Origin of the sequence: Rhodococcus sp. 15-725-2-2b, assembly GCF_002259075.1 — a bacterium.
In the GTDB taxonomy this organism is placed as follows: domain Bacteria; phylum Actinomycetota; class Actinomycetes; order Mycobacteriales; family Mycobacteriaceae; genus Rhodococcoides.
This window is the reverse complement of the sequence record NZ_NPFL01000005.1, coordinates 1-26,597: the sequence shown is the minus strand read 5'-3', so window position 1 is coordinate 26,597 and position 26,597 is coordinate 1. Positions and strand designations below refer to the sequence as shown.

Here is a 26,597-nt window from a genome sequence, read left to right as displayed (position 1 = left end):
CAGCGACCCACCCTAGGGCATCGGGCGCAGAATCAGTGTTCGTCCAGGTCAGGGGTTGGTGACCGGATCGGTAGCGGCGCTTGTCGTCGGTTCGGTGGTGGTCGTGGTGGTGGTCGTAGTCGTGGTGGTGACCGGGGTTGTCGTCACCGGTGTCGTGGTGACCACCGGTGTCGTGGTGGGGACCACCGTCGTCGGCGCGGGCACCGGCACAGGCGGCGGGGCAGGCTGGGGAGCAGGCGCGGGCGGGACGTACGGCTCGTACGTCGGCTCGTCGATCACTTCCGGAACGACGACGGGCTCGACGGGGCTCGAGGTGGTGGTCGACGGCGTGCGAGTCGAGGTGACGATCGGCGACCCGGCATCGGTGACGGTCGGAGGCGTCGCGGCGGGGCCGGAGCCGAACACTCCGCTCACTGCCGCGATCGCGAGCACGATGACCACGCCTGCCGCTGCGCCGGCCACGATGGTGGCGATCGTTCGGGAGCGCTCGCTGCGTTCCTTCTTCGCCCCTGCCGATGCGTCGACAACCGGGGTGGCGGGAACGTAACCGGTTGTCGCGGCTTTCTCGTCGACCGGAACGATCGGCTCGGATCGAAATTCCGAATGGTCGAACACCGGAGCGACCGCGGGAATGGCCTCGGAGAAGGCGAGCGACGGTTCCGGCGCGACGACCGGGATGGCGTCGGTGTCGAGGGACTCCGTGCCGTCGTTGCGCGTGACGATCGGCGCGGCACCGGTCACCAGGGAGTTGCCGTCGACGTCCTCGACCTCGGCGAGTACCAGTGCGCCGCGGGTCGCAGCGAGCGGCTCGACGAGGACTCGGCCCGACGAGCGTTCACCGAGGTGCGTCGCGACCGACGGGAGTGCGGCGCTGGCACCGGTGAGTATCACGGTGCCGGTCCCCGGTACGTCGAGCCGGTGGAGCAACGGCGCGACGAGGTCCGCGAACTCGGCTCGTGTCACCGTCGTGGACTGCGAGACACCGGGAAGTTCGACGGAGATCGTGGCGGTCTCGGCGGTGCTCAGGGTCTGCTTGGCCGCCTCGCACGAGGCGACGACGCCGGCAAGGGCAGCCAGCACTGCCGCGTCGGACAGGTCGATGTGCTCGCGATCGGTCACCACGTGATCGAAGAGTGCGTCGGTGAAGGCGTCTCCGCCGACGCCGGAGACACGGACGGTCCCACCTCCGGGATAGGTGGAGATGTCGGTGCCGGTGGCTCCGATGTCGACCACCGTGACCGCAGCCGAAGAGCTCGGCTGCGCGAACGCGCTCGAGGCTTTGGCGTCGGGCACCAGGGCGACCTCGGCGAGGCCGGTGTGATCGAGGGCGTCGCGCAGCAGGGCGACGGCGGCCCGGGTCCACCGCATCGGGTACGTCATGGTCGTGACGGGCATGTCGCCGACCACGCCGTCCTTCGCCGACACCATCGTCACGAGGCAGTTGGCGGCGTTGGCCATCAGGTCCTCGGCGCGGTAGGCGTCGGCGTCGGTCTCGAGATCCTCCTGCTGACCGACCAGATCGACGAACCGGGTGAACGGGGCCGTGTCGGCCGGTTCACCGAGGTGGGCGCGGCCGTCCTCGTCGAAGCGCAGGGTCGTCGGCAGGACGACGATCGTCGGTTCGTCCTCCACCGATGCGCGGTAGGCCGCGACGGACCTGGTGTTGTCCACGGTGATTCCGAGGTGACCGGTACCGCTCATCGAGTGTCCCCTGTCGATCGGTCGTTCGGCTCTCGGTCGGAGGGTGTGCCGCCGCGGGCCGCCGGAACCTGCTCGGATGCAGTCTGCTCGGTGTCCTGGCCGGATTCGGGAGTCTCGGTGGGCGGGTCGGTCGGCTCCTCGACCGGCAGTTCCGGCTCGACCGGTTCGACGAAGATCGGAGGCTTTTCGGGGGTGGTGTCCTCGGGTGCCTCGTTCGCCGGGCGCGTCGAGATCTCGGTCTCGGTCGGCTCGCTCCGCGGAAGGTCGGAGGTTTCGGTCGGAGTCGTCTCCTCCGCGAACGTGGTGGTCGCGGGCAGCGGAACGACGGGAGCGATCTCGGCGGCAGGCTCGAGAACGACGGTGGGGAAGTCGATCGGGCCACCCGATCCGGAGCCGATCGAGGACGTCGGCGGCACCACCTGGGCATTGTCGATGGTGGGGACCGCGGTATCGGTGGACGTACCGAGTTGCAGCGCGACGAGTGCGGCACCGACGGTCAATGCAGCAGCGAACGCCGCCGCAGCGAAGAGTGGGCGACGGTCGGATCCGTTCGGGGAGACCACCGCGAACTGCTCGGTGACGGCATCGACGGGGAATTGAGCAGCCAGAATCGCAGCACCGCGGGCGGCGGCGACGGCGGAGTCCTTCTTTTGCAGGGTCTGCAGGACCGACGCGTTCCATGCGGCGAGCGCCTCGGCCTCGGGCACCAGCGAGACGTGGGCGAGGCCGTGTGCGTTCATCGCCGAACGCAGAGCGAACACCTGCTCGGCCGTCCAGCGGGCAGGGTAGGTCGCGGCCGCCGCCAGATCGCGCGGCTGCAGATCGATCGACGACGCGACCTCGGTGAGAAGGCATAGCAGGGCCATCGACGTCAGCTGCTCGGCGGGCAGAACAGTGCCCTTGCTGCCGCTGACACCCACGCCGTCGGCGAGGGTGTCGAGAAAATGTGTGTAGGCCTCGGACTCGTAGTCGGTCGCATCTCCGAGCGAGACGGTGCCGTCGGGATGAGTGTTGAGCACGGTCGCGTGCAGTGACGCCAGGTGCAGCGAGGGTCCGGGCGCGATCGGATGGGACACGGCGGCGACGGCGCGCTCGTCGTCCAGGTAGAGGCCGACATCCGGTGCGCCGACACTCGCACTGCCGGGCTGCTCGGTCATGGTGCTGCTACCTGTTCTCGACTCGGGGAGTGGTGCTCGGTCGTTATGTCGCTCCCGGTCCCCGCACAGTTACAGGGTCGACGCCCACGCTGGTCGAGGCCCCGTAGCCCATGGCGCGCAGCATCGAGATCAGCTCCGATCGCGACTGGGCACCGAGCCTGCGCCGGATGCGGGCCACATGATGCTCGACGGTCTTCGGGGAGATGTAGAGCCGGCTGCCGACCTCGCGATAGGTGACTCCGAGGACGAGCAGTTCGGCGACCTCGGCCTCGCGTTCGCTCAGCGAGCCCGTCGGCTGCGGCGTCGACCGCGGGTTGTCGCGCCCGGTCGAGCTGGGTTGGCGCAACGACCTGGCGATGTGCAGCAGCGACGTCGCCGTCGCAGTATCGGTGACGGTCAGGGCGGCCTCGCTCGCCAGTCGGGCTCCGTCCCATGGCAGCCCGAAGGCGGTGAGGGTGCGCGCGGAGGTCTCCACCTCGGTTGCGTCGGGTCTGCCCTGCAACACCCCGAGCCATGCGCGACCGGCAGCGGCGAGAGCGGCGCTGTACGGGTGAGTCGGAGCGGCAGCGGCCAGGGCCTTGGCGTGCGGCACCAACGCGTCGGGAGTCTGGGCCACGATGGCCGCCTGAACCTGGTACCAGTGCAGCGCCGACGCCCAGACGGGCGGATCGCCGAGCGCTGCGAGCAGATCGGTTGCCTGCGACACCAGATGTTCGACGCGGTCCACCTGGCCGAGTCGTGTTGCGGCCAGTAGCAACTCGCCCAGGGGCAGCAGCGCGAACAGGTCTGTGGAGTACTCGGCGATCACGCTCTGCGCCTGGGTCCATGCCGTGATCAGTGACCCCGAGTCACCGGACCTACGAGCCAGACCCACCCGAATCGCGTGCAGAAACAACTGATTGCGTACGTGCGACACCGGAATCCGCAGTGCCTCGATCGCGGCACCGGCATCGGCGGTCTCTCCCCTCAGCATCGACGCCCAGGCCCCGACAAGGCTCAGCCTGGTGTGCGCCTCGGAACCAGGACGATGTTCGCCGAGTGCCCGCGTCACGATGGAATCCACCCGGGGCAGATCGCCGCAGTGCACCGCGTGCAAGGCCGACACGGCAGCGGCAGTATCCGGTGTGCACGAGCGATCGGAAGCATTGCCCGTCAACGTCATTGCCCGCATCAGTGCATTCGCACTCGCACTCGACGCCGCTGCGTTTCGCGAATCGATCGACCCGATCACTCCGGTGACGAGCAGGCTGCCCGACGCGGTACTCGACGTCGGCGCGAGAGCGGACACGGCAGCCATGGAACGGTCGGCGGCGCTGCGATCACCGGCTGCCGCGGCGGACAGGGCAGCCCACACGGCGTCGGGTCCGAGTCGATCCTCGCCGAGCCACGCGAACAACTGCGCACTGCGCGAGGACATTCCGCGTTGCGCCGCAATCGACGCCGACACTCGCACCGCGGTCCGCAGATCCGTCGCATCGCACCCCGCGGCGCCGTCGAGAATCGCATCGGCGAATCTCGCCGCCTCGTCCAGATCCCCGGTGGCCGCCGCGACCTCGGACCGTCTCGCAGCCAGCATCATCGAATCGAACCCTGCCTCGACGGCCGCGCCGTACAGGGCACCGGCAGCATCGACAGGAGCCGAATCTGCCTGCTGGACAAGATAATCGGCGAGACCGGCATGAACGACGCCGCGCTCTGCCAACGCACGGGCCGCGGTGGCGTCGAGCAGGCGGGATCGGGTGGCGACCTCGGTGATCGACGAGAGCAGGACGCGGCAGCGCCCGTCTCCGATCATCTCGATCAGCGGGGCCTCGGCGGACGGAATCAACGTGCCCGTGGTGTCGAGCATGCCGGAGCTGCAGGCCATATCGACGATCGACTCGACATCGGTCGCACGCGGAACGACCTGCGCGGCCGATGCCGGGTCCGGTGTGACGCCGAACCGAGCTGCGAGCAGCAGTGCCCGTGTGTCGTCGGTGGTCTCGATCAACATCCGACGGTGCTGTTCGGCAATCGATTCGGCGACCACGCGAAGCGGAGCCGGATCGGAACGGTCCCCGCCGAGCGCACCGAGGGCCGCGTCGACAGCGGCGAGAACTCCGCCGGTCGCCTTCGCGACGGCAGCGGCGAGCGAGGCCGAGATCGGCCGGACGGTTGCTGCTGCCCTGGCCGCGATGGCCACCTTGTCCAGCGGAACCAGTGTCAATCGATTGGAACCGGCGGAGGCGATCAGCTTCTCGATGCGTGAATCGAAACTGCGCGGCGCGGTGGCGACGATCAGAGTGATGTCCGATCGTGTTGCAGCCGCCGCGATCTCGTCGAGACGCTGTTCGGACAGCAGGTGCGCATCATCGACGAGAATCGTCGAGCCGGACGGCGCGTCGGCGATGGTGCCCGCGTACACGTCCGTCGACGCCGCAACGGACTCGAGAACCGCGGATCGGCCGGAGCCGTTCACTCCGACGACGACATGAAATCCGTTGGCGACGAGAGCATCACGGACGAAACGATCGGCACGCTCGACGCCGACGAGTCCGGAACGCGTACTGGTCACGATCGACCTATCGGCCGGTCAAGCCGCCGAGGGCTCCGCCGAGTCCGTCACCGACGCCGCCGACGACACCGCCGAGGCCGTCGCCGACGCCGCCGACCACTCCGCCGAGCCCGTTACCGACGCCCTGTCCGACATCGCCGAGGGTGGGGCCCTGATAACTGGGAACCTGCACGCTCGGTGCCTGCGGAACCTGGACGGCAGGCGGTTGGTAGTTGGGAACGGTCGGAGCAGCGACGGACGGGACAGTCGGAACCGTGGCCGCGCCGTTGTCGGCTGGGGCTGCAGCAGGCGCTCCCGCGACCGGAGCGCCGGTGGCGGGGTCGATCTGCGTCACCGTGCCGTCGGCGTTGACCACCGTGGTCGGTGCGCTCTCGGATCCGGTTGCGGCGACACCGTTCTCGCCGGTGGCCGCCGTCGTCGTAGCGGCATCCGCCACCGCTGCGGTGGTGCCCGGCGTCTCGGTGCTCGAGATCGACGTTTCCGCGTTCGATTCGGCCGGAGTTGTGTTGTCGGAGGTCAACGCCGTTCCCACCGACAGGCCTCCGCCGGCCAGAAGGGCGAGGACGAGAACGGATCCGGCCACGACGCCGGCCTTCTTGCGACCGGACATCCCTGCGTCGGATTCGACGGCGGTTGGCGTCGGTGCGGGCCGGGGGGTGGGGCGAGGCATCGGCGCGGCCGCCGCAGCGGACGCCACTGCCGTGGTGGGTGCCGCGGCCAAGGCTGCGGCGTCGTCGGAGGCGGTGGCGTCGGCGATGTCGCTGCCGAGAATCGCGGCACCGATTGCGACGGTCAGTTCGGGACGCGGTCCGGCGACCACGGGTGCACGCAGTTCGGACGACATCAGCTCGGCGACCAGTGGTATGGCCGAGCTGCCACCGACGAGGACCACCTGGTCGATGTCGGTGACGTCGAGGCCGGCGGCCGTGACGGCGTCGCGTACCACCCCGATCGACCCGAGCAGAGATGCGCGCACCAGTTCTTCGAGCTCGGAGCGCACCAGGCGAACCTCGGTGTGCAGGCCCGGCAGGTCGACCGTCAGGGACGTCGAGGTGTCGTAGGAGAGTTGTTCCTTCGCTTCACCGCAGCGTGCCCGCAGTTCCACCAGCGCGCCGACGGTATCGGGATCGAAGGGATCGAATTCGAAGGACTGGCTGCCCGAGACGGTGTCGAGCACGTACTGCATGATCGCGTGATCGAACTGCGCTCCGCCGTACTCCTGCGAGTGAACCCCGGTGCCGACGGTGCCTGCCTCGGAGCCGGTGCGCATCAGAGTGACGTCGAGTGCGGTCGCGCCGAGATCGTAGACCACGGCCAGGCCATCGGACTGCGTTCCTCGGGTGACTTCGAGCCAGCGCATCGTTGCGACGGACTCCGGGACCAGCGTGACGTCGGTGAGCCCCGCGCGGTCCAGCGCTTCACCGAGAACCTCCGCGGTGTACGCGGTCCAGCGAGTGGGGTGAGTGACGACGACGGTAGGAGCGGACTCGGTTCCGGCGGAGGCCTCGGCGACGAGCGCGCGAGCAGCGGTGGCGTACAGGTCCTCGGCGTGATGGCTGCGGCCGTCGTCGTCGATCAGTTCCACCGGATCGCCGACCCGGTCGGCGAAGCCGCTGATCAGATTCCGAGTGGACCGGTCCCACAGCTCTGCCAGACGCGGGGCTTCGCCCGGGCGGAGGTCGAGTGCCGAACGCTTGACCACCGAGGTGACGGGATCGGTGTCCAGTGCGGCCGCCGCCGTCACCGAACCGATACGTATGCCGAGCCCTGCGTTCATCGTCGTGTCGCCGCCTTCGTCTCGCCCTGCCGTCGGTACTACTGCCGTTACTCGACTGTCGGCAGAAGCTACCTATTCGTTACGTCTCACAGCAGGTTAGAGCGTGAAACGAGTGAAATCCCCTAAAGCGCCGAGATCCCCTAATCGAAGTCCCCTGGCAACCCCCGGGGGAGTAGGGGGATCGGCCCCGTTGGGCGGGGGCTCTGCGGTGCATAGCTTTGTGATCAACCACGAAGCACCCCTCGTCAAGGAGACCCACGATGGCTACCAACGCCGTACTCGATTTCATCCTCAGCCTGCTGCGCGACGACCAGGCCGCAGCCGCCTACTGCGCCAATCCCGAGACGACGCTGGCCGCCGCGGGACTCGGCGACGTCACTCACGCCGACATCGTCGCGGTCGCACCTCTGGTCGCGGAGTCGGGACTGTTCGCCGGTGCGGGCAGCCAGCTCTCGGCCATCCTGGGTGCAGGCGGGTCGGCGGGACTCGACGGCGCACTCGCCGGAGGCGCGAGCCTCGGTGGCGGACTGTCCGCCGGACTCGGATTGGCAGCAGGCGCAGTCGCAGGCGGCGGACTCGCAGCGGGCGGCAGCCTGACCGGCGGAATCGACGTCACCGGTGAGATCGCTGCTTCCCTGCAGGCAGCACTCGCTGCAGCGTTGGCCGTCGGAGGCCAGATCGGTCTCGAGCTCGGCACTGCCTTCGGCGGCGCACTCGACGCTCTGATCGGTGCAGGCGCAGGTATCGGCGGCGGGCTCGGCGGCGGCGTGGATCTGGACCTCGACGGTCTGCTCGGCGGAACCGTCGGACTGGGCGCGGCACTGACCGGACTGATCGGCGCAGGCGCAGGCATCGGCGGTGAGATCGGCGGAGACATCGCCGCACAGCTGCAGGCAGCACTCGACGCCGCCATCGGCGCGACCGGTGCCGTCGATCTCGGCGCACTGGCCGACATCCAGGGCGGCCTGGCCGGCGCACTCGGTGCGGTCTTCGGAGTCGGCGGAACCATCGGTGCAGAGCTCGGCGCTGCCCTCGGAGGAGTCTTCGACGCCGCACTCGGTGCCGGAGCCGGACTGGACATCGCCGGCGACCTCGGTGCCGCTCTGACCGCGGGAATCGGCGGCGCACTCGGCGGGCTGGGAACCATCGGAGCAGATCTGACCACCGACATCGGTGCCGCATTGGACGGAGCGCTCGGCGCGGGCGGCGCACTGGTCGGCGACCTCGCAGGCGGAGTCGGCGCGAGCCTGGGCGGTCTCTTCGCCGCAGACGGTGCCATCGCAGGATCCATCGGATCCGCGCTCGGAGCAGTCCTCGACGCAGGTGCCCTCGCAGACCTCGATGTCGACGCCCTGCTGGCCGCGGGCGGCAACCTCGGCGCAGTGGTCGGCGGCGCACTGGGAACCGCACTCGATCTCGACACCAGCGCAGTCGGGAGCCTCACCGCCGCACTCGACGCTGCACTCGACGGCACGATCGGAGCAGGCGCAGGCATCGGCGGCGGACTTGTCGGCGGCCTCGAAGGCGGAGTTGCCGGGGGCCTCGAAGGCATCCTCGGAACGGCATTCGGCGTCGGCGGAGCAGCCGGAGCCCAGCTCGGCACCGCCCTCGAATCGGTACTCGACACCAGCGCAGCACTCGACCTCGGAGCCGCACTCGGAGCCGGAGCCGGAGCCGACGTCAGCGCAGGACTCGTCGGAGCGATCGACGCAGCGGTTGCCGCCGGAGCAGACCTCTCGGGAACCGTCGAAGGAGCACTCGCCGGAGTCGGCGGACTCGGTGCAGACCTGTCGGGCGGCCTGGCCGGACTCGGCGGACTGGGCGCGGGCCTCACCGGAGGACTCGCAGGCCTCGGAAACGTCGGTGCCGATCTGACCGGTGGCCTGGCCGGCGTCGGGAACGTGGGTGGCGATCTGGCCGGTGGCCTGGCCGGCGTCGGAAACGTCGGTGCTGATCTGGCCGGTGGTCTGGCCGGCGTCGGAAACGTCGGTGCTGATCTGGCCGGTGGCTTGGCCGGCGTCGGAAACGTGGGTGGCGATCTGGCCGGTGGCCTGGCCGGCGTCGGGAACGTCGGTGGCGAACTGGCCGGTGGCTTGGCAGGCGTCGGGAACGTCGGTGCAGGTGTGGCCGGTGGTCTGGCCGGAGTGGGTGATGCAGGTGCGGGTCTGACCGGCGGCCTGGCCGGACTCGGCAGCCTCGGCGGCGGTATCGCGGGCGGAGTGGCGGGCGGAGTCGCCGGTGGCGTGGATGCTGCGGCCTCGGCCGGTGCCGGACTCGAAGGAGCCGTCACCGGTGCGGTGAGCGGCGGAATCGATGCAGCGGCGTCCGCAGGTGCGGGCCTCGAAGGTGCCGCGGGAGCTGCAGGCTCGGTTGCCGGTGGCCTCGAAGGTGCCGCGGGCGGAGTAGTCGACGCCGGAACCTCGGTGGGCGGCGAGATCGCGTCCAACGTCGGCGCAGGACTGGACACCGGTGCCTCGATCGGAGGCGACTTCGCGTCCACCGTGGGTGCGGGTTTGGATGCTGGTGCGGACGCTGCGGCTTCCGCGGGCGGCGGGTTTGATTCCGCTGCCGACCTCGGTGGCCAGGCCGCGGGCGGCCTCACCGGTGGCCTGCAGTCGGGTGTCGAGGGACTGGCAGACGCAGGCGGCAGCCTTTCCTCCGCGGCATCGGGATCGTTCGATCACTCCAGCTCGTTCGATTCCTCGGCTACTGCGAACGGCTCCGGCTGGTCGAGCGTCGACTCGGACGTCTTCGGTCAGGGCGAGACCGATTCGAGCCTGTTCAGCGACTCGAGCCTGCACGGTTCGGTGGACTCGGCAGCGGACTCCCTGGGACATGTGACCGTCGATCACGACTTCGACCCGACGCAGCCCTGATCCCCTCGCCTGCGGGCAGGCAATGACATGACTCGGCCCCGAGTGTTCCCCGGCACTCGGGGCCGAGTCGTAGCTAGAGTTCGTTCCTGGGCGTCAGTGGAGCCCGGGTACCGCGGAAGTCGACGAGAACGGTTGTGAGCACGAGCGTATGGACGGGCAATCTACGGAGCTGGCAGAGCTGCTGAGCCGAACCGCAGCGGTGGCGACATCGGCGGGAAGATCCGACCTGGTGGATCGAGTCGAGGCGGCGCGCTCGCGAGTGCTGGATCCACGTCGACGCATCATCGTGGTCGGACCGCTCAAGCAGGGCAAGAGTCAGTTCGTGAACTCGCTGCTCAATCTGACGGTGTGCTCGGTGGGAGACGACGAGACCACCGCCATCCCGACCGTGGTGTCCAATGCCGAGAGCCTGTCCGCGCAGCTCGTACTCGCCGATCCGGGCAACGAACCGATTCGAGTCGACGTTCCGCCCGAGCAGATCACGACGGTCACCCCGTCGAGTCCGCTGGCCCAGGGCCGTGAGGTGTTGCGCCTGGACATCGGGGTGGCGAGCCCGTTGCTCGCCGACGGGTTGGTACTGGTCGACACTCCCGGAGTCGGTGGGCACACGAATCCGCACGCGGCAGGCACATTGGGTCTCATTCCGTCGGCCGACGCGGTGCTCGTCGTGTCCGATGCCTCGCGCGAATTCACCGAGCCGGAACTGTCCTTTCTCCGGCAGGTACAGGGACTGTGCCCGGCCGTGGCGGTGCTGATCACCAAGATCGACCTGTATCCGCACTGGCGGCAGATCGTCGAGGCCAATCGTGGACACCTGGATCGCGCAGGCATCGACGTGCAGATGTTGCCGGTCTCGTCTCTGTTGCGTTCGCACGCACTGCGTTTGAACGACGAGGAACTCAACGCCGAGTCCGGTTTCCAGCAGCTCTACGCGTTTCTGCGGGACGACGTGGTGGCCCGGGCGGATGTGCTGGCGCGCTCCTCGGTCTCGCTCGATGTCCGTTCTGTCACCGAACATCTGACGCTCTCGTTCGGTAGTGAGCTTGCGGCACTGAAGGATCCGGAGCGGGCAGCCGCGGCCGTCGCCGGGCTGCAGCGCGCCAAGGCCGCCGCCGAGGAGCTGCACAAGCGGTCGTCGCAATGGCAGCAGACCCTCGGTGACGGTATCGCCGATCTCGCCTCCGACATCGATCACGATCTGCGCGACCGGTTGCGGCGCGTCACCCGGGAAGCCGAAGAGACCGTCGACGAGGGGGATCCGGGCAAGGATTGGCCGCAGCTCGGCGAGTGGCTCGAGGAGCAGATCGCCGCGTCGGTGGGCGACAACTTCGTCTGGGCTCACGAACGGGCACTGTGGCTTTCGGAGTTGGTGGCCGAACACTTCGCCTCGTCCGGAGCGGCAGCGTTGCCCGATCTGGACCTCGGTGATCTCGACAACGTCCTCGATCCCGTCTCGTCCCTGGCCGATCTGGAATCCGGTCGTATCGGAATCACCCAGAAGGTCCTGGTGGGAATGCGCGGGTCTTACGGCGGTGTGCTGATGTTCGGCCTGATCACCACGTTCGTCGGATTGAGTCTGCTCAACCCTATTTCGATCGGTGCGGGCGTACTGCTGGGCACCAAGGCGTACAAGGAGGACAAGGAGAACCGCGTCAAAGCGCGGCGGTCCGAGGCCAAGATCGCGATCAGGCGATTCACCGACGACGTCAGCTTCCAGGTGGGCAAGGAGTCCAAGGACCGGCTGCGGCAGATTCAGCGAGTCCTGCGTGATCACTTCACCTCGATCGCCGAGCAGACGCTGCGCTCGCTCAACGAGTCGTTGCGCTCGGCGCAGGAGGCCGCCGCTGCCGACAACACCGACCGTGCCGCTCGCATCGCCGCGCTGGAGAAGGACATGCGGGTGGTGTCCGAACTGAATTCTCGGGCAGTATCTCTGGTCGAGGACGCTGCCGTATGAGCGTGGCGGCTCTCGCCCGGGCCCGCGACCTCATCTCTGCGGCACGATCGACGTACTCCGGTGATGCCGAAGCGTCCTGGATGCTCGACGAATGCCTCTACCGCCTGGACGAGCCGCTGCGCGTGGCCCTCGCGGGATCACTCAAGGCAGGTAAGTCGACGCTGCTGAATTCTCTCGTCGGGCAGGATATCGCCCCGACCGACGCCACCGAGTGCACGAAGGTCGTCACGTGGTATCGCAACGGCGTCACTCCCGCCGTCACGGCCTGGTACGACGGCGACCGAGCCGCGAACGTGCCGGTGCAACGGCGCGACGGGCGATTGACCTTCGACCTCGGGTCGTTGACGGCCGCGCAGGTCGACCGACTCGACGTCGAATGGCCTGCAAGCGCTTTGGCGCAGACGACGATCATCGACACCCCCGGTACCTCGTCTCTGTCGCGAGATGTGTCGGCACGCACGTTGGCGATGCTCACGCCCGAGAACTCGTCGTCGGGTGCGGACGCCGTCGTGTATCTGCTGCGCACTCTCAATGCGACCGACGTGTCGTTTCTCGGTCAGATCGGCGCGCACGTGGGCGGCGATTCGGGACCGCTCGGTGTGATCGGCGTCGTCTCGCGAGCCGACGAGGTGGGTTCGGGGCGGATGGACGCGATGATGTCGGCCAAGGAGGTCGCTGCGCGATTCGCGTCCGAACTCGAGGCCACCGGCCTGTGCCAGGCGGTGGTTCCGGTTGCAGGACTGCTCGCGCTCGGCGCGGAAACCCTGCGGCAGAACGAGTTCGCGGCCTTCGAGATGCTGGCGACGGTGCCCACCGAGGATCTGCAGTTGGCGATGCTCTCGGCCGACCGTTTCGTGCGCGCGGAGAGCACGCTCCCGGTCGATGCAGCGCTGCGGGCCAGCATCGTCGACCGGTTCGGGCTGTTCGGTATTCGGATGGCTGTGACGTTGATTCGGCTCGGGGTGCGCGATTCGCCGACGCTGGCTGCCGATCTGGTCGAGCGCAGTGGGCTCACCGAACTTCGGTCGGTGATCGACGTGCAGTTCGGTCAACGTGCCGACCAGCTGAAGTTGCATTCGGCTCTGGTTGCGCTGCAACGGATCCTGGAGTTCAGGCCTGAGTCTCACGCGCTTCGCACCGAGGCCGGCCGAATGCTCGCCGACGTGCACGGATTCGCCGAACTGCGTCTGCTCGGTCGATTGCGTTCCACCACACCGAAACTGCCCGACGGCGGACTGCTCGAGCTGCAGCGCATCATCGGTGGCTTCGGTATCGCTGCCACCGAGCGTCTCGATCTGCCTCCCGATGCCGGACGAGCTCAGCAGCGCGACACCGCGCTGGCGGCCGTGCACAAGTGGCGCGCATTGTCCGAGCATCCACTGCTGGACCGGTTCACCTCGACCTCGTGCGCCACGGCGGCCCGCAGCGCCGAAGGAATACTCGCGTCTCTGGCCTGATCTATCGGGCCGAATCGGCCGCGGCGATCCAGTCGATCGCCTGGCGTAGCGGCATCGGTCGGGCAATGTGATATCCCTGCGCCATGTCCACGCCCAGTGTGCACACGTAGTCCCACATCTGTTGGCTCTCCACGCCTTCGACGACGGTCCGTGCATCGAGCGCTTTCGCCAGTCGCACAGCGGCATCGAGAATGGCTCGGCCGCGCGGGTGACTCGATGCTCGCTGAAGCAGAGATCGGTCGATCTTGATGACGTCCGGTTCGAGTCTGTCGAGCAGCTCGAGGTTCGAGTATCCGGTGCCGAAGTCGTCGATGCTGATCTTTGCGCCGAATCGTTTCAGTATGCCCAGGGTGTCTCGGGCTCGACCGTGCTCGTCGAGCAATGCCGATTCGGTGACTTCGATGACGAGCTTGTCGAACCCTCCTGGTGGTGCCCAGGTGATGAGACGGTCGATCACGTCGCGTTCGTCGAGTTCGATTCCGGAGAAATTCGCGGCCACCTGTGGGCGGGTCCCACCGAGCTCGCCTTCGAGTAGGTTCAGATCCGCATCGAGCAACGTGAGAACGATCTTTCCCAACGCCCGGAGATGGCCTGTCTGAGTGGCGTGGTCGATGAACTCACGAGCGGGAACGACGACCCCGTTCCGCCGCCATCGGACCAGTGCCTCCAGCATCGTCACCCGGCCGGTGCTCACATCGACGATCGGCTGGTAGTGCAACTCGAAATCCTTGTTGCGGAACGCTTCTCCCAGCTCGTGGCGGATCGATGCCCGGTCGTCTGCGATCGCGTTCATGCTTGGAGCGAAGTACATGTGACGGTCACGGCCGCACTTCTTCGCTTCGTACATGGCCGTGTCGGCGTTGTGCAGCAGTGCGTCCGCAGTTGTGCCGTCGTCCGGACTCAGGGCGATACCGATCGATGCCGAGACGTACACCGTCGCGTCGACGAGGGTGATCGGGTTCCGTAAGTCCAGAAGAATTCTGTGCGTCAGGATCTCGAGGCTGTCCAGGTCCTCGCTTCGGGTCACGAGAACGGCGAATTCGTCGCCGCCGAGACGACCGACGATGTCGTGTCGGCGTGCAGCCTGCTGCAGTCGTGCAGCAACCGTGCGCAGTACGACATCACCTGCACGATGCCCGAAGCGATCGTTGATCTCCTTGAAGTCGTCCAGGTCGATCCACAGTGCAGCGACTCTCGTGGTCCCGGAATCCAGGAGTTCGGCGAGGCGTGATCGAAAGAACTGCCTGGTGAGCAGACCGGTGTGTCGGTCGAACTGTTCCCGAGCGGCCAGGTCGGCGCTGATTTCGCGTATCCGTGAGGTGTCGTGAACGATTGCAACCGAATGCGGTCCGGCGGGCGAATCGGATTTCACCGGTACGGCCCGGAATTCGATACTGATCGGATGCGACGATCCATGTGCGTCGACGACCGTCCAGCTGTCGAACGCACCGTTGTTCGCCGGACCCGGTTCGATCTCGGGTGAAGGGGCCACGGCTCCGGCCCTTCGATCGATGAGCATCGACAGGCTCGTTCCGATCAATTCGTGTGGCTCGAATCGGGTGATGGCCGTGAAACCGGTGCTGATGGACAGTATCCGGTTCTCGCGATCGAGCACGACGATTCCGGCGGTGACCGTGCCGAAGAGTGCGTCGAGTACGGCGCTCCGCTCCGCTGCCTGGTCCTCGAAGACGCGGCGGTCGGTGACATCGACGGCGCTGCCGATGACCAGTCGGTCGGCGGGGTCGGTCGTACGGACCGTGTGGGCAACTTCTTCGATCCAACGAATCGATCCGTCCGGACGGACGATGCGATACTCGCATGTCCAATCTTGTTCGGCAGCAGCAGAAACAGTGGCGACTCGGTCTCGGTCCTCCGGGTGCACGGTCGACAGAAGTAGCCGCGGCTCTGCCATGACCCTGTCGCGGTCGAGACCGTAGATGTCCTCGACGCGTGAGTTGACGAACGTCAGCGTGCCGGTGGCGTCGCGCTGCCAGACTATCTCGCGGATGGAGTCGGCAACGAGGTGAAAATTGCTCAGTGCGGCATCGCGAGCCCGCCTCGTGGCGCTGATCTCTCCGACATCGGTCACCACCACGATGACACCCCGCACGTCGCCGTCGGAACCCAGATAAGGCTGGGTCTGCAGCAGGTAATCGGCGTTGGCGCTGCTGATTTCGCGTATGCGCGACTGGCGATGTTCGAGTGTCGCGTTGAGGTCCTCTTCGAGGCCGGGGATCTCGACCGTGGAGGGAATGGCTGTGAGCGGTCGGCCTCGGTCCGCGTCGATCAACGAGAACAAGCGAACGGCGAGGGGAGTGAAGCGGGTGACGCGCAGTTCGCGGTCGATGATGATCAGTCCGCTGGTGAGCGACGACTGAATGTTGGTGAGATCGGAGTTGGCCTGTTGCGCCTCGTTGGTGCGCGCTTGGAGTTCTTGGTTGAGGGTCGTCAGCTCCTCGTTGGTCGCTTCGAGTTCCTCGTTGGCGGCCTGGGCTTCTTCGGTGGTGGCCTGTAATTCCTCCGAGGATGCCTGCAGTTCTTCGTTCATCGCCTGCAGTTCTTCGTTCGAAGATCCGAGGTCGGCGACGATGGCCTCCAGCGCTCGCTGCGTGGAGTCGAGCTGTGCATTCATGTCCAGGACGGGTGTGGACGAATCCACCGTTCCGTGCGTGGGCGCAGACTCCTCGGCGCGGAACGACACGACCGTCCGGGTCGTGAACTTCGTCGATACCCGAGCGCCCGTGATGCGCACGCGATGGGCCTCGCCGGCCACCAATTCCACAGTTGTGGAATCGGTTTGACGCAGTCGACTGAGTAGCGTCCGCACCGTGAGGCGATAGGGTTCCCGGATGATCTCGGCCACCGCCCCGGTCTGTCTACCCTCGCCGACCGTGCACCATCGTGAGACGTCGCCGATCACCTCGATCAGTACATCGCGGTCGTCGACGATCAGCATCGGAGCCGAGGTGATCTGGAGTATGCGGCGGTATGGGAGTTCGGTGTCGGCGCGAGTCGGGCCTGTGCCGCTCGGGAAATTGGCCCCGCCGGCCGGTGGAGCTTGAAGGCGTCGAGTCATGGCGATGGACGGCAGGCGGCTCGAGTCGCCCCGCCTGTAGATTCGGTGTGTGTAGTCGACCGCGGTGAACACGGCATCGACATTGGAGATTCGCTCCGACAAGCCGAGGACGACGAGCCCGTCCGGCACCAGGGCGTAGTGGCACAGATCCATCACCCGCGCCTGGAGGCGCGGCTCGAAATAGATGAGTGTGTTGCGGAGCGAGATCAGGTGCACCCGAGGAAACGGCGGGTCGTACGCCACATTGTGGCGAGCGATGATCATGCACTCGCGCAGTTCCGGGACGACGGCCCATCCGGCGGTGGACTGATACATCCATCGGTCACGAAGCCGTTGTGGAACGGCCTCGACCTCGGTGGCGCGGTACTGGCCTCGCCGCGCGACGGTCAGCGCAGCGTCGTCGAGGTCGGTCGCGAACACCTTCAATCTGCTGCTCAGCCCACTCCTGTTCTCGACACCATCGAAAGCATCGGCAGCCAACATCGCAATCGTGTAAGCCTCTTCTCCCGTTGCACATCCGGGTATCCACAGGCGGAGGGGTTCGTGAGCCGCCAGCGAACGGACCACGGTCTTCAACCGCAGTCCCACGCTCTCCCACACTGCTCCGTCGCGGAAGAACGAGGTGACACTGACGAGAATCGCTCGTGCGAGTGCACCGGCTTCGGCGGTGTCGTCCGCCAGCGAGGCGGCATACTCGGCCACCGAGATCCCTTTACCGTGTCGACGACGCTCGATCTGTCGACTCAACGTCGAACGCTTGTAGCCCGAGTAGTCGATACCGGTGGCCAGGCGCAGGCACTCGACGATCGTCGCGAGATCTGCCGCGTCCGGATCCGGGGTGTCGGTCGAGACCTCCGACCGGGGTCGGTCCTCCGCCGCTGCCCCGTCCGTTGTGGGACCGGTCTGCTCGTCCGCAGGGCGCGCCGATCGTCCGAACAACAGGTCGTGTAGTTCGGTGCCGATGGACTCGGCAGGAGCGGTCAGATTCACCGACCCTGTGTCGAGGGTGGAGGTGGGCATCTGCTCGAATGCCGCGGTCGTCGGGTCCTGGACTGCAACGACCCCGCCGCCGTCGCGGATCGTGGTCGCCCCGGCGGCACCGTCACCGCCGCTGCCGGACAGGACCACGCCCACGGCGTCGGGGCCGAATTCCGAGGCCAACGACTGCAGCAACCGATCGATGTTCGGCCATGGTCGCTTGTGTGGACTGGGTTGCGGAAGTCGTATCGAGTCCTTCGCGACCACGATGTCCGAGCCGGGAGGCCCCACGTAGACGACCCCAGGTTCGAGTTTCGCTCCCTCCACGGCGGCCACCACTGCCATCGTCGTGTGGTGCGAGAGAAGTTCCACCAGGGCACTGTCCTGATTCGGAGCTCGGTGCTGAGCTACGACGAAACACCAGGGAGCGGCGGCCGGAGCTCCGGAGAGGAACCTGGCGACCGCGTCCAGTCCACCGGCCGAACTGCCGACTCCGACCACCCGCAATCTGGGATGGCCATCGTTTCCGTCAACCATCGGCAGGCACCTTCCTGGACGTCGGCACTCACTCAACCACACGATGACCGGTACCGTATGTTCTTCGGACGCGCGGACGCGACTCGTCAGCGCCGGGGTGCGAGCGCGACGAGGGTCGTGGCCGCGGAGGTACCCGCGACGACGAACGGCCCCCAGTGCAGGACGCCACCGAGCAACGCGGGAGCGTCGGAGACGAAGGTCGAGAACGTGATTGATGCACCGACGGTCAGGATTCCGACCGCACCCATCAGGACCTTCGACGACGTCGCTGCATTGCGCAGTAGATTCAGTGCGACGAAACCGAGCAGCACGAGCACAGCCGCGGCGGCCCCGCTGGACAGCAGCGTGGCCGAGGCAGTGTTGCGGACGTCGGCCGCACTTGCTGTCGAATCTTGTTGCGCTACTGCTTTTTCGACGCCGGAGAGCACAGGCTCCCAGTTCAGGGCGGCCGCGGCGGCCAATGCGAGAATCAGTGCCGCTGTCAGTGCCCACAGCGCATTCGCGACCTTCGGCAGTACCGAGGAAGTGGGCTCCTGCCGTGGCCGCAGCGGTTCGACGGCGACATCGGGCCGCGGTGGTTGCGGACGGGGAGGGCGGGGCCTCCGCGATGTCGGGTCGTTCTGTTCATCGGCCACGCGCAGGAGTCTATCCGTCGGCGGTGACGGGCCGCTGTCTCAGCGCAGCACCACCGGCACACCCTCGTACGGACGCAGGGTCATCGGGAAGCTGTTCAGCTCGTCAACGGTGGCGATCTCGTTGTCGTCGAAGACATCGACGGCGCATGTACCGGGAACCAGGTGCTTGGACTGGATGGTGGCACTGATCTCCTCGGACGAGAAGTTGAGTACCGTCGCCTGGATTGTTCCCTGGCTGAGCTCGTGCACCATGACCAGCAGGCCCTTGTGCGAGACCGTCGGAATATCGATCTGCTGAGCGGTTGCGATTCCGAACCGCTTGCGCAACTCGATGATTCGCGCCAACTGGCGGGCGAACGACTGTGGGTCGGCCAGCTGCTCGGGGAGCGAGCCGTACAGGCTGCGCCCGCGGGGAATCCCCGACTCCGAGCGCACGGCTTCGGGGAAGTACCCCATCAGATCGTGTGCACCACGGTTGAGCCACCGAGTGTCACCTTCGCGGATGAGGTCGTCGACCTCCTCGGCGTCGATGGGCAGAATGCCGAGCAGATCCCAGCCCGACAGGGCGAACACGCCCGGCTGCAAGGCGTTGTACATCGCCAACAGCAGGTGGGCCCGCTTGACGGTGTCGATGTCTCGCTCGTCCATGCGGTCCAGATCGCGGATGCCCAGCGATGCGGTGATCACGCTCGCTGTGGTGCAGGCGATTCCGTTGGTGGTGAACGTTCGGTTGTACGGTGCCCACCGTCCGGTGAGTCGATCGGTCAGCTCACCGCGAATACGGTCACCCAGATCGCTGCCCTTGACCGCCTCGCCGCCGTAGGTGAACTCGTCCTCGGCGTGCAGGGTGGCGAAATGGATGAGCTCGAACGTCATCTCGTCGTGGTTCTGCAACGCGTGCACCAGAGACGCCGTATCGACGCCGTGATCGCGGGCCAAAGTCATGGTGAGCCTGAGGAATTCGGTGTTCCCCATGACGAGGGCATGCTGATATGCCGGGCGGTTGATGAAGTCGTACGACAGATCGGCTCCGTTGGCACCCATGGCCTTGATGTCGTCGATGGTCAGGTTCAGCTCCTGGAAGGTGAACCCGCCCATCTTGCGCACCACGCTGGCGATCAGGTGGTTCGCCGCCTCGGACAGTGGATGGCCCTCGGACCAGCCCGGTCCCTCGGCTCGACGCTCCACACCGAGAAAACCGTTGGCGTCCAACCGCAGTGCGCCTGCACCCAGATCGGCGATGGAATGGCATGCGTCGCCGATCACCAGTCGCATTCCGGCGAAGGAGGGATCGAGCCAGTTGATCGACGGCTGGCCGGCCTTGAAGTAGTGCAGGTACACCCAGCGACGTTCGACACCGTCGATACCGACGACGGGAGGTGTTGCGCTCCAGTTGGTTTCCTTCACGCCGAGCTCGTAGAAGATGACACGCTGCAGCTGACCGATGATGTATCCGGCGCGGGCGAGATTGGCCTCGGCCTCGGCGTCGATGTTCTGAGAATCGGCACCGGCCCGCACTCGCGGCAGCAGATGCCAGTCCTGCGGTTCGATCTCGACCATGTGGTAGATGCCGGGGTAGTCGGCTACGGCCATCTCGGCAAGTCTGAAGTCCGCGCCCTTGCCGGTATGGCCGGGAACGATGTCGTCGATCACGATGCCGTCGTACGCCGAGGCCACCACGCACAGGCGTCGGAACTCTTCTTCCGATCCGAATGCGGGGTCGATCTGCATGCCGATCCGGTCGAAGTGTCCGTCGACCGAGGGGGTCGGACGCCAACCGTGGATACCGCCTGCCACCTTCACCGGGCCGGTATGCACTGCGGTGACACCGATTTCGGAGAACGCCTGCCACAGCTTCTCGTCGCCGAGAGTGCTCAGGAAACTCGTCTGTGGGGCGTTGATCACCGAGATGGGATACGCGGTGAACCACACCGGTGCGCGCTCGACGGCGGCGCGCGGATCGGGGTCGGCATACGGGTTCTGCCACATGCTGCCCTTGCCCGAGAGTTGCTCGGCGATCAACTTGGCATCGCGCAGCATCGACTGTTCGGTGAGCCAGTCCACGTACTCGGGGTTCGACGCCACCGGTTCGCTGTCGGGAGTGGGGCTGTTGCTTCGGTTGGCGCGACGCACCGAGGGTCGAAGTGGTTTCGGCCGAGCCGGATAGAACTTCTCGTCGTAGGTGATCTCGCTCGGTTCGTGCTGCACTTCGGGATCCATGTGCCTCCGTAGCCTCGCTTTTCCTCAACCCTACGTAGGGCGCGGCCGATCCGCAGGGTTGTGGTTCCCCTGATCGGTGAGCGGTGAAACCTGGCTCGCCGACCGATGAAACCTACGCCGAACTACACGGGTGTGATTCGTCAGGGGCCCTTTCCTTCGATATGCGAACGTCATCGAATCGAGACCGCCTGGTGTGGAATGTCTGATTCGGATAGGCCATAGTGAGTCAGGTACCAACTGACCCATCTGTCACATCAGACTCATGAGTCACATCCCCCTCAGCTACAGGAGTTGTTCATGCGACGTCTTGCCCGCACATCGATCCTGGCCTCGACGGCCGCTCTGGCCGCCGCCATCGGTGCGGTCGCCCTCGCACCGGCAGCATCGGCCGAACCGGCACCCGAACCCGTCGGCCCGCTCGGCTCGGTGGTGCTCGAAAGCCCGGACCTGGTGGTGACCATGGCCGCCGTCTGCGACACCACGGTCGAGGACGCACCCGAGGGCGGTGTCGTCGCACTGCAGGTCAAGGTCGACAACGTCGGCGCGGACGACGCCTCGAACGTCAACGTCAACTACGGCGCACTGCCGGGCGTGCAGGGTCAGAACACCGAGGCGACCATCGAGGCAGGCGAAGCGGCCACGTACACGGTGCCCTCGGTCGATCGTGAATGGATCGCTCGTCCCGCCGGTGCCGCGGCATTCGCCAGTGCACTCGATGCGAACTTCCTCGACAACATCACCGGTGGCCTGCTCAGCCACAGCTGCATTCCCGCACCGGCCGAGGAGCCTGCCGAGTAATTCCTTCCGCAACAGCTTTCTCCCCGCTGCGCCGCGACGATCCTTGCTGATCGTCGCGGCGTACTGCTGTCGAGGGGCTTCGCCCCTTGTGAGTAGAAGTTCGTAGCAGGCACCGAATTTCCATGCACATGCGGCGCAGCCGCTCCCTCGGGAACAAATTCGCCACACCCTCCGTTGTGCAGGTCAGCAGCCTTGAGTGGATGAGGCTCAAGTTGGAAGTTGACGCGACAGATCGCGTTATGCAAACTTGAGCGGAGTTCGCTCACCCAGGGACTGAATCCACGCAACAACAGGAGGAAACATTATGGCTCGTGCGGTCGGTATCGACCTCGGGACCACCAACTCGGTCGTGTCCGTCCTCGAGGGCGGCGAACCGGTTGTCGTCGCCAACTCCGAGGGATCACGCACCACCCCGTCGATCGTCGCTTTCGCCAAGAACGGTGAAGTGCTGGTCGGCCAGCCCGCGAAGAACCAGGCGGTCACCAACGTCGATCGCACGATTCGTTCCGTGAAGCGCCACGTCGGCACGGACTGGACCGTGGAGATCGACGGCAAGAAGTACACCCCTCAGGAGATCTCCGCGCGCACGCTGCAGAAGCTCAAGCGCGACGCCGAGGCATACCTGGGTGAGGAAATCACCGACGCGGTCATCACCGTTCCCGCGTACTTCGAGGACGCACAGCGTCAGGCCACGAAGGAAGCCGGCCAGATCGCCGGCCTCAACGTTCTGCGCATCGTCAACGAGCCCACCGCGGCAGCTCTCGCATACGGCCTGGACAAGGGCGACAGCGAGCAGACCATTCTCGTGTTCGACCTCGGTGGCGGCACGTTCGACGTCTCGCTCCTGGAAATCGGCGACGGCGTCGTCGAGGTCCGTGCGACGTCCGGCGACAACCACCTCGGTGGCGACGACTGGGACGAGCGCATCGTGACCTGGCTCGTCGACAAGTTCAAGGCTCAGAACGGCATCGATCTGACCAAGGACAAGATGGCTCTGCAGCGTCTGCGTGAGGCCGCCGAGAAGGCGAAGATCGAACTGTCCTCCGGGCAGAGCACCTCGATCAACCTCCCGTACATCACGGTCGACGGCGACAAGAACCCGCTCTTCCTCGACGAGCAGCTCAGCCGCTCGGAGTTCCAGAAGATCACCTCCGACCTGCTCGACCGCACCCGTGCGCCGTTCCAGGCAGTGGTCAAGGACTCCGGCATCGCCGTCAAGGACATCGACCACGTCGTGCTCGTCGGTGGTTCGACGCGTATGCCCGCCGTCTCCGAGCTGGTCAAGGAACTCTCCGGTGGACGCGAGCCCAACAAGGGCGTCAACCCGGACGAGGTCGTGGCCGTCGGTGCTGCACTGCAGGCCGGTGTGCTCAAGGGTGAGGTCAAGGACGTTCTGCTCCTCGACGTCACGCCGCTGTCCCTCGGTATCGAAACCAAGGGTGGCGTCATGACCAAGCTCATCGAGCGCAACACCACCATCCCGACGAAGCGTTCCGAGACCTTCACCACCGCTGACGACAATCAGCCCTCGGTGCAGATCCAGGTCTTTCAGGGTGAGCGCGAGATCGCCTCGCACAACAAGCTCCTCGGCTCCTTCGAGCTGACCGAGCTGCCCCCGGCTCCTCGCGGCGTCCCGCAGATCGAGGTCACCTTCGACATCGACGCCAACGGCATCGTGCACGTCACGGCCAAGGACAAGGGCACCGGCAAGGAGAACACGATCAAGATCCAGGACGGCTCCGGCCTGTCCAAGGAAGAGATCGACCGCATGGTCGCCGACGCGGAAGCTCACGCAGACGAGGACAAGGCTCGTCGCGAAGAGGCCGAGGTTCGCAACCAGGCCGAGTCCCTCGTCCACCAGACGGAGAAGTTCGTCAAGGACAACGAGGACAAGGTCGACGCCGAGCTCAAGGGACGCGTCGAAACCGCCATCGCCGACGCCAAGACGGCTCTCGCGGGCAGCGACATCTCGGCAGTCAAGACCGCCGTGGAGAAGCTCTCGACCGAGTCGCAGGCTCTCGGCACCGCCATCTACGAGGCTCAGGCCAAGGAGCAGGGCGGCGCAGAGGGTGGCGCCCAGGCCGCTGACGACGGTGTCGTCGACGCAGAGGTTGTCGACGAGCCCGCCGACGACACGGACAAGAAGTGACGTCGGAGAACACCGAGCAAGAACCGGTCACTTTCGTGGACAAGCGAAAGATCGATCCCGAGACCGGTGAAGTACGGGAAGGTGACGCAGTTCCGGAGCCCCTGGTGGGCACCGGGGCTGCGCCCCAGCCCGACTCGGTGGACGAAGGGACCGTCGACGGTGACGTCGTGGAAGACCCGCGTGACACTCAGGTCGCAGAACTCACCGCAGATCTGCAGCGCGTGTCGGCCGAATACGCCAACTACCGGCGTCGTACCGACCGCGAGAAGCAGACCGGAGCGGAGAACGCGAAGGCGTCCGTCGTCTCGCAGCTCCTTCCGGTTCTCGACGACCTCGAGCGAGCTCGCCAGCACGGCGATCTCGAAACCGGACCGCTCAAGGCTGTGGCAGACAAGTTGGCAGGGGTGTTCTCGAACATCGGCCTGACCACCTTCGGAGCCGAGGGCGACGCCTTCGACCCGGCCATCCACGAGGCGGTCTCCCACGAGGGCGACGGCAGCAGTCCGGTCGTCGGGACGCTGATGCGTCCGGGCTACAAGCTCGGCGAGCGCGTCCTGCGGACCGCGATGGTCGGCGTCGTGGACAGTGCAGCGCAAGAATCGGATGCACCTGCGTCCGACGAGCAGTAGACAGAAAACAGCGAGAGGAGGAAACGCCCGGTGAGCCAGCGGGAGTGGATCGAGAAGGACTTCTACAAGGAGCTGGGCGTTTCCTCCAGCGCGACTGCAGAAGAGATCAAGAAGGCGTACCGAAAGTTGGCCAGGGACAACCATCCCGACGCCAATCCCGGCAACGCCTCGGCCGAGAACAAGTTCAAGGCGGTCAGCGAGGCGCATGCCGTCCTCGCCGACCCGGCCAAGCGCAAGGAATACGACGAAGCACGACGACTGTTCGCCTCGGGCGGATTCGGTAGCCGCGGTGGCGGTGGATTCTCGCCCGGTGCAGGCGGATTCGGCGGTGGAGGCCAGACCTTCGACGTCGGCGACATATTCGGTCAGGGCGGCGGCGACGGCGGAATCGGCGACCTGTTCGGCGGCCTGTTCAATCGCGGCGGCGCGCAGCAGCGCACCCAGAGCAACCGGCCCCGACGCGGCAGCGACGTCGAGACCGAGACCTCACTGCAGTTCCGTGAAGCGGCACAGGGCGTCACGGTCCCTTTGAAGCTGACCAGCCCGTCCTCGTGCACCACCTGCCACGGCAGCGGCGCGAAGCCCGGGACCAGCCCGCGGGTGTGCCCCCGATGCAACGGCCAAGGCGTCGTCAACAGAAACCAAGGCGCGTTCGGCTTCAGTGAGCCGTGCGACGACTGCCGCGGAAGCGGATCCATCATCGACGACCCGTGCGCCGACTGCCGCGGAACCGGAGTGCAGAACCGCACCCGGACCATTACCGTGCGCGTCCCGGCCGGCATCAGTGACGGCCAGAAGGTGCGACTCGCCGGTCAGGGCGAAGCAGGCCTGCGCGGCGCGCCGTCAGGCGACCTGTTCGTGACCGTACGAGTCAAGCCCGACAAGGTGTTCGGCCGCACGGGCGACGACCTGACGGTGACCGTTCCGGTGAGCTACGGCGAACTGGTGCTGGGTACCACGTTGTCGGTGCCCACCCTCGACGGTCGCGTGGGAGTGAAGGTTCCACCCGGCACCGTCGACGGCCGAGTGTTGCGTGTGCGCGGTCGCGGTGTGCCGAAGAAGTCCGGTACCGGCGATCTGATGGTGACCGTCAAAGTTGCCGTCCCGCAAAAACTGGACGATGCTGCCACCGAAGCTCTGAAGACTTATCTGGAAGCCGAGAAGGCCAGCGGATTCGACCCGCGGGCCGGGTGGGCAGGTGTGTGATGTCGGTCCCTCCCGAGGGTGGATCCGCGAAAGCCGGTGGCGGTCAAGCTGATCCCGACGCCCAGGTCTTCGTGATCTCGGTGGCGGCACAGCTGGCCGGCATGCATGCGCAGACGCTGCGCACCTACGATCGACTTGGTTTGGTTACCCCCCACCGCACCACCGGCGGTGGGCGCCGCTACTCGCCGCGTGATGTCGCGCTGCTCCGTGAAGTACAGCGACTCTCGCAGGACGAAGGCGTCAACCTCGCCGGTATCAAGCGCATCATCGAGCTGACCAATCAGGTCGAGGCATTGCAGGCACGGGTTTCGGAGTTGGCTCAGGATTTGGCCAACGTGCACGCCAGTTATCGCCGCGACCTGGTGCCGATCCAGCGCAACGCTCTCGTGGTCTGGAAGCCGCGCCACCAGCGTTAGATTCGCTTCACGTTTCTCCCGCGTCTGTTCGCAAAAGCGCGCGCCTTTGTCAGGTGCGCGCAGTTTCGGCCCCGTCTGTCCGCAAACGCGCGCGCTTTTGTCAGGTGCGCGCATTTTCGGCCCCGTTGGTCAGCAAACGCGCGCGCTTTTGTCGGGTGCGCGCAGTTTTGCCGGTGATTCGGTTGCCATTTCGCGCGCGTTCAGCGAGTGCGCGCGCGTTTGCGGTGGCGAGTGGTGCTGAGGGAGCGAACCTGGGCGGGGCTGGGCTGTGCGGGTCGGGCTCGGTTCACGGGGCTGCGTTGGGTGTCTCGGGCGCACCTCCTCGCAAACGCGCGCGCCTTTGTCGGGTGCGCGCATTTTCGTCGGTGATGTGGTCGCCATTTCGCGCGCGTTCAGCGAATGCGCGCGCGTTTGCGACCTCGACCCCGACGCGCGCCCACCTCGACCCCGACCCCGACACGCGCCGACCCCGAC

The 26,597-nt window shown here is 66.6% G+C and carries 15 protein-coding genes; 8 read left to right on the top strand and 7 right to left on the bottom strand.

The features are described 5' to 3' along the window. Positions 1-48: 48 nt before the first annotated feature. The 4 genes from CH306_RS04835 to CH306_RS04820 are packed head-to-tail and all read right to left on the bottom strand — an operon-like array spanning position 49 to position 7,189. On the bottom strand, positions 49-1,701 hold the full coding sequence (locus CH306_RS04835) for an Hsp70 family protein (protein WP_094645857.1): 1,653 nt from the start codon (positions 1,699-1,701) through the stop codon (positions 49-51). Further along, positions 1,698-2,858: a hypothetical protein gene (locus tag CH306_RS28975; RefSeq protein ID WP_094645856.1), complete on the bottom strand. Its 1,161-nt coding sequence runs from the start codon at positions 2,856-2,858 to the stop codon at positions 1,698-1,700. The genes CH306_RS04835 and CH306_RS28975 overlap by 4 nt, the downstream gene beginning before the upstream one ends. Positions 2,859-2,901: 43 nt before the next feature. Further along, on the bottom strand, positions 2,902-5,412 hold the full coding sequence (locus CH306_RS04825; protein WP_094645855.1) for a helix-turn-helix transcriptional regulator: 2,511 nt from the start codon (positions 5,410-5,412) through the stop codon (positions 2,902-2,904). 7 nt (positions 5,413-5,419) lie between these two features. Then, entirely contained in the window at positions 5,420-7,189 is a 1,770-nt protein-coding gene (locus CH306_RS04820) for an Hsp70 family protein (protein ID WP_094645854.1), read from the bottom strand. Positions 7,190-7,449: 260 nt separating this feature from the next. Between CH306_RS04820 and CH306_RS04815 the strand changes: the two genes are divergently transcribed. The 3 genes from CH306_RS04815 (at position 7,450) to CH306_RS04805 (ending at position 13,479) form a co-directional block, all read left to right on the top strand. Further along, on the top strand, positions 7,450-10,065 hold the full coding sequence (locus CH306_RS04815) for an IniB N-terminal domain-containing protein (protein ID WP_094645853.1): 2,616 nt from the start codon (positions 7,450-7,452) through the stop codon (positions 10,063-10,065). 148 nt (positions 10,066-10,213) lie between these two features. Continuing rightward, positions 10,214-12,022: a dynamin family protein gene (locus tag CH306_RS04810; protein ID WP_045196879.1), complete on the top strand. Its 1,809-nt coding sequence runs from the start codon at positions 10,214-10,216 to the stop codon at positions 12,020-12,022. Next, entirely contained in the window at positions 12,019-13,479 is a 1,461-nt protein-coding gene (locus CH306_RS04805; RefSeq protein ID WP_032396077.1) for a dynamin family protein, read from the top strand. The genes CH306_RS04810 and CH306_RS04805 overlap by 4 nt, the downstream gene beginning before the upstream one ends. A gap of 1 nt (position 13,480) precedes the next feature. Here CH306_RS04805 and CH306_RS04800 read toward each other — a convergent pair whose 3' ends face one another. From CH306_RS04800 to treS, 3 genes are all read right to left on the bottom strand, one after another. Next, positions 13,481-18,070 carry an EAL domain-containing protein gene (locus tag CH306_RS04800; RefSeq protein WP_094645852.1) on the bottom strand — a complete coding sequence of 1,530 codons (4,590 nt, stop codon included), beginning with the start codon at positions 18,068-18,070 and terminating at the stop codon, positions 13,481-13,483. Between the two features lie 86 nt (positions 18,071-18,156). Then, positions 18,157-18,705, bottom strand: coding sequence for a hypothetical protein (locus tag CH306_RS04795; RefSeq protein WP_094645851.1), 549 nt, complete (start codon positions 18,703-18,705; stop codon positions 18,157-18,159). Between the two features lie 39 nt (positions 18,706-18,744). After that, positions 18,745-20,925: a maltose alpha-D-glucosyltransferase gene (gene treS, locus CH306_RS04790; protein WP_032396074.1), complete on the bottom strand. Its 2,181-nt coding sequence runs from the start codon at positions 20,923-20,925 to the stop codon at positions 18,745-18,747. 297 nt (positions 20,926-21,222) lie between these two features. Between treS and CH306_RS04785 the strand changes: the two genes are divergently transcribed. The 5 genes from CH306_RS04785 (at position 21,223) to CH306_RS04765 (ending at position 26,123) form a co-directional block, all read left to right on the top strand. Next, positions 21,223-21,723 carry a hypothetical protein gene (locus CH306_RS04785; RefSeq protein WP_045196877.1) on the top strand — a complete coding sequence of 167 codons (501 nt, stop codon included), beginning with the start codon at positions 21,223-21,225 and terminating at the stop codon, positions 21,721-21,723. 304 nt (positions 21,724-22,027) lie between these two features. Beyond that, the gene (gene dnaK / locus CH306_RS04780) at positions 22,028-23,872 is read left to right on the top strand and encodes a molecular chaperone DnaK (RefSeq protein WP_032376212.1); all 1,845 of its coding nucleotides are present in this window, start codon (positions 22,028-22,030) and stop codon (positions 23,870-23,872) included. After that, the gene (gene grpE / locus CH306_RS04775) at positions 23,869-24,501 is read left to right on the top strand and encodes a nucleotide exchange factor GrpE (RefSeq protein ID WP_032396072.1); all 633 of its coding nucleotides are present in this window, start codon (positions 23,869-23,871) and stop codon (positions 24,499-24,501) included. Before dnaK ends, grpE begins: the two co-directional genes overlap by 4 nt. Positions 24,502-24,531: 30 nt before the next feature. Then, a complete protein-coding gene (gene dnaJ / locus CH306_RS04770; protein ID WP_094645850.1) occupies positions 24,532-25,707 on the top strand; it encodes a molecular chaperone DnaJ in 1,176 nt (391 codons plus the stop codon). After that, positions 25,707-26,123 (top strand): heat shock protein transcriptional repressor HspR, encoded by a 417-nt coding sequence (locus tag CH306_RS04765; protein ID WP_045196872.1) that lies wholly within the window; start codon positions 25,707-25,709, stop codon positions 26,121-26,123. The genes dnaJ and CH306_RS04765 overlap by 1 nt, the downstream gene beginning before the upstream one ends. Positions 26,124-26,597 lie beyond the last annotated feature (474 nt).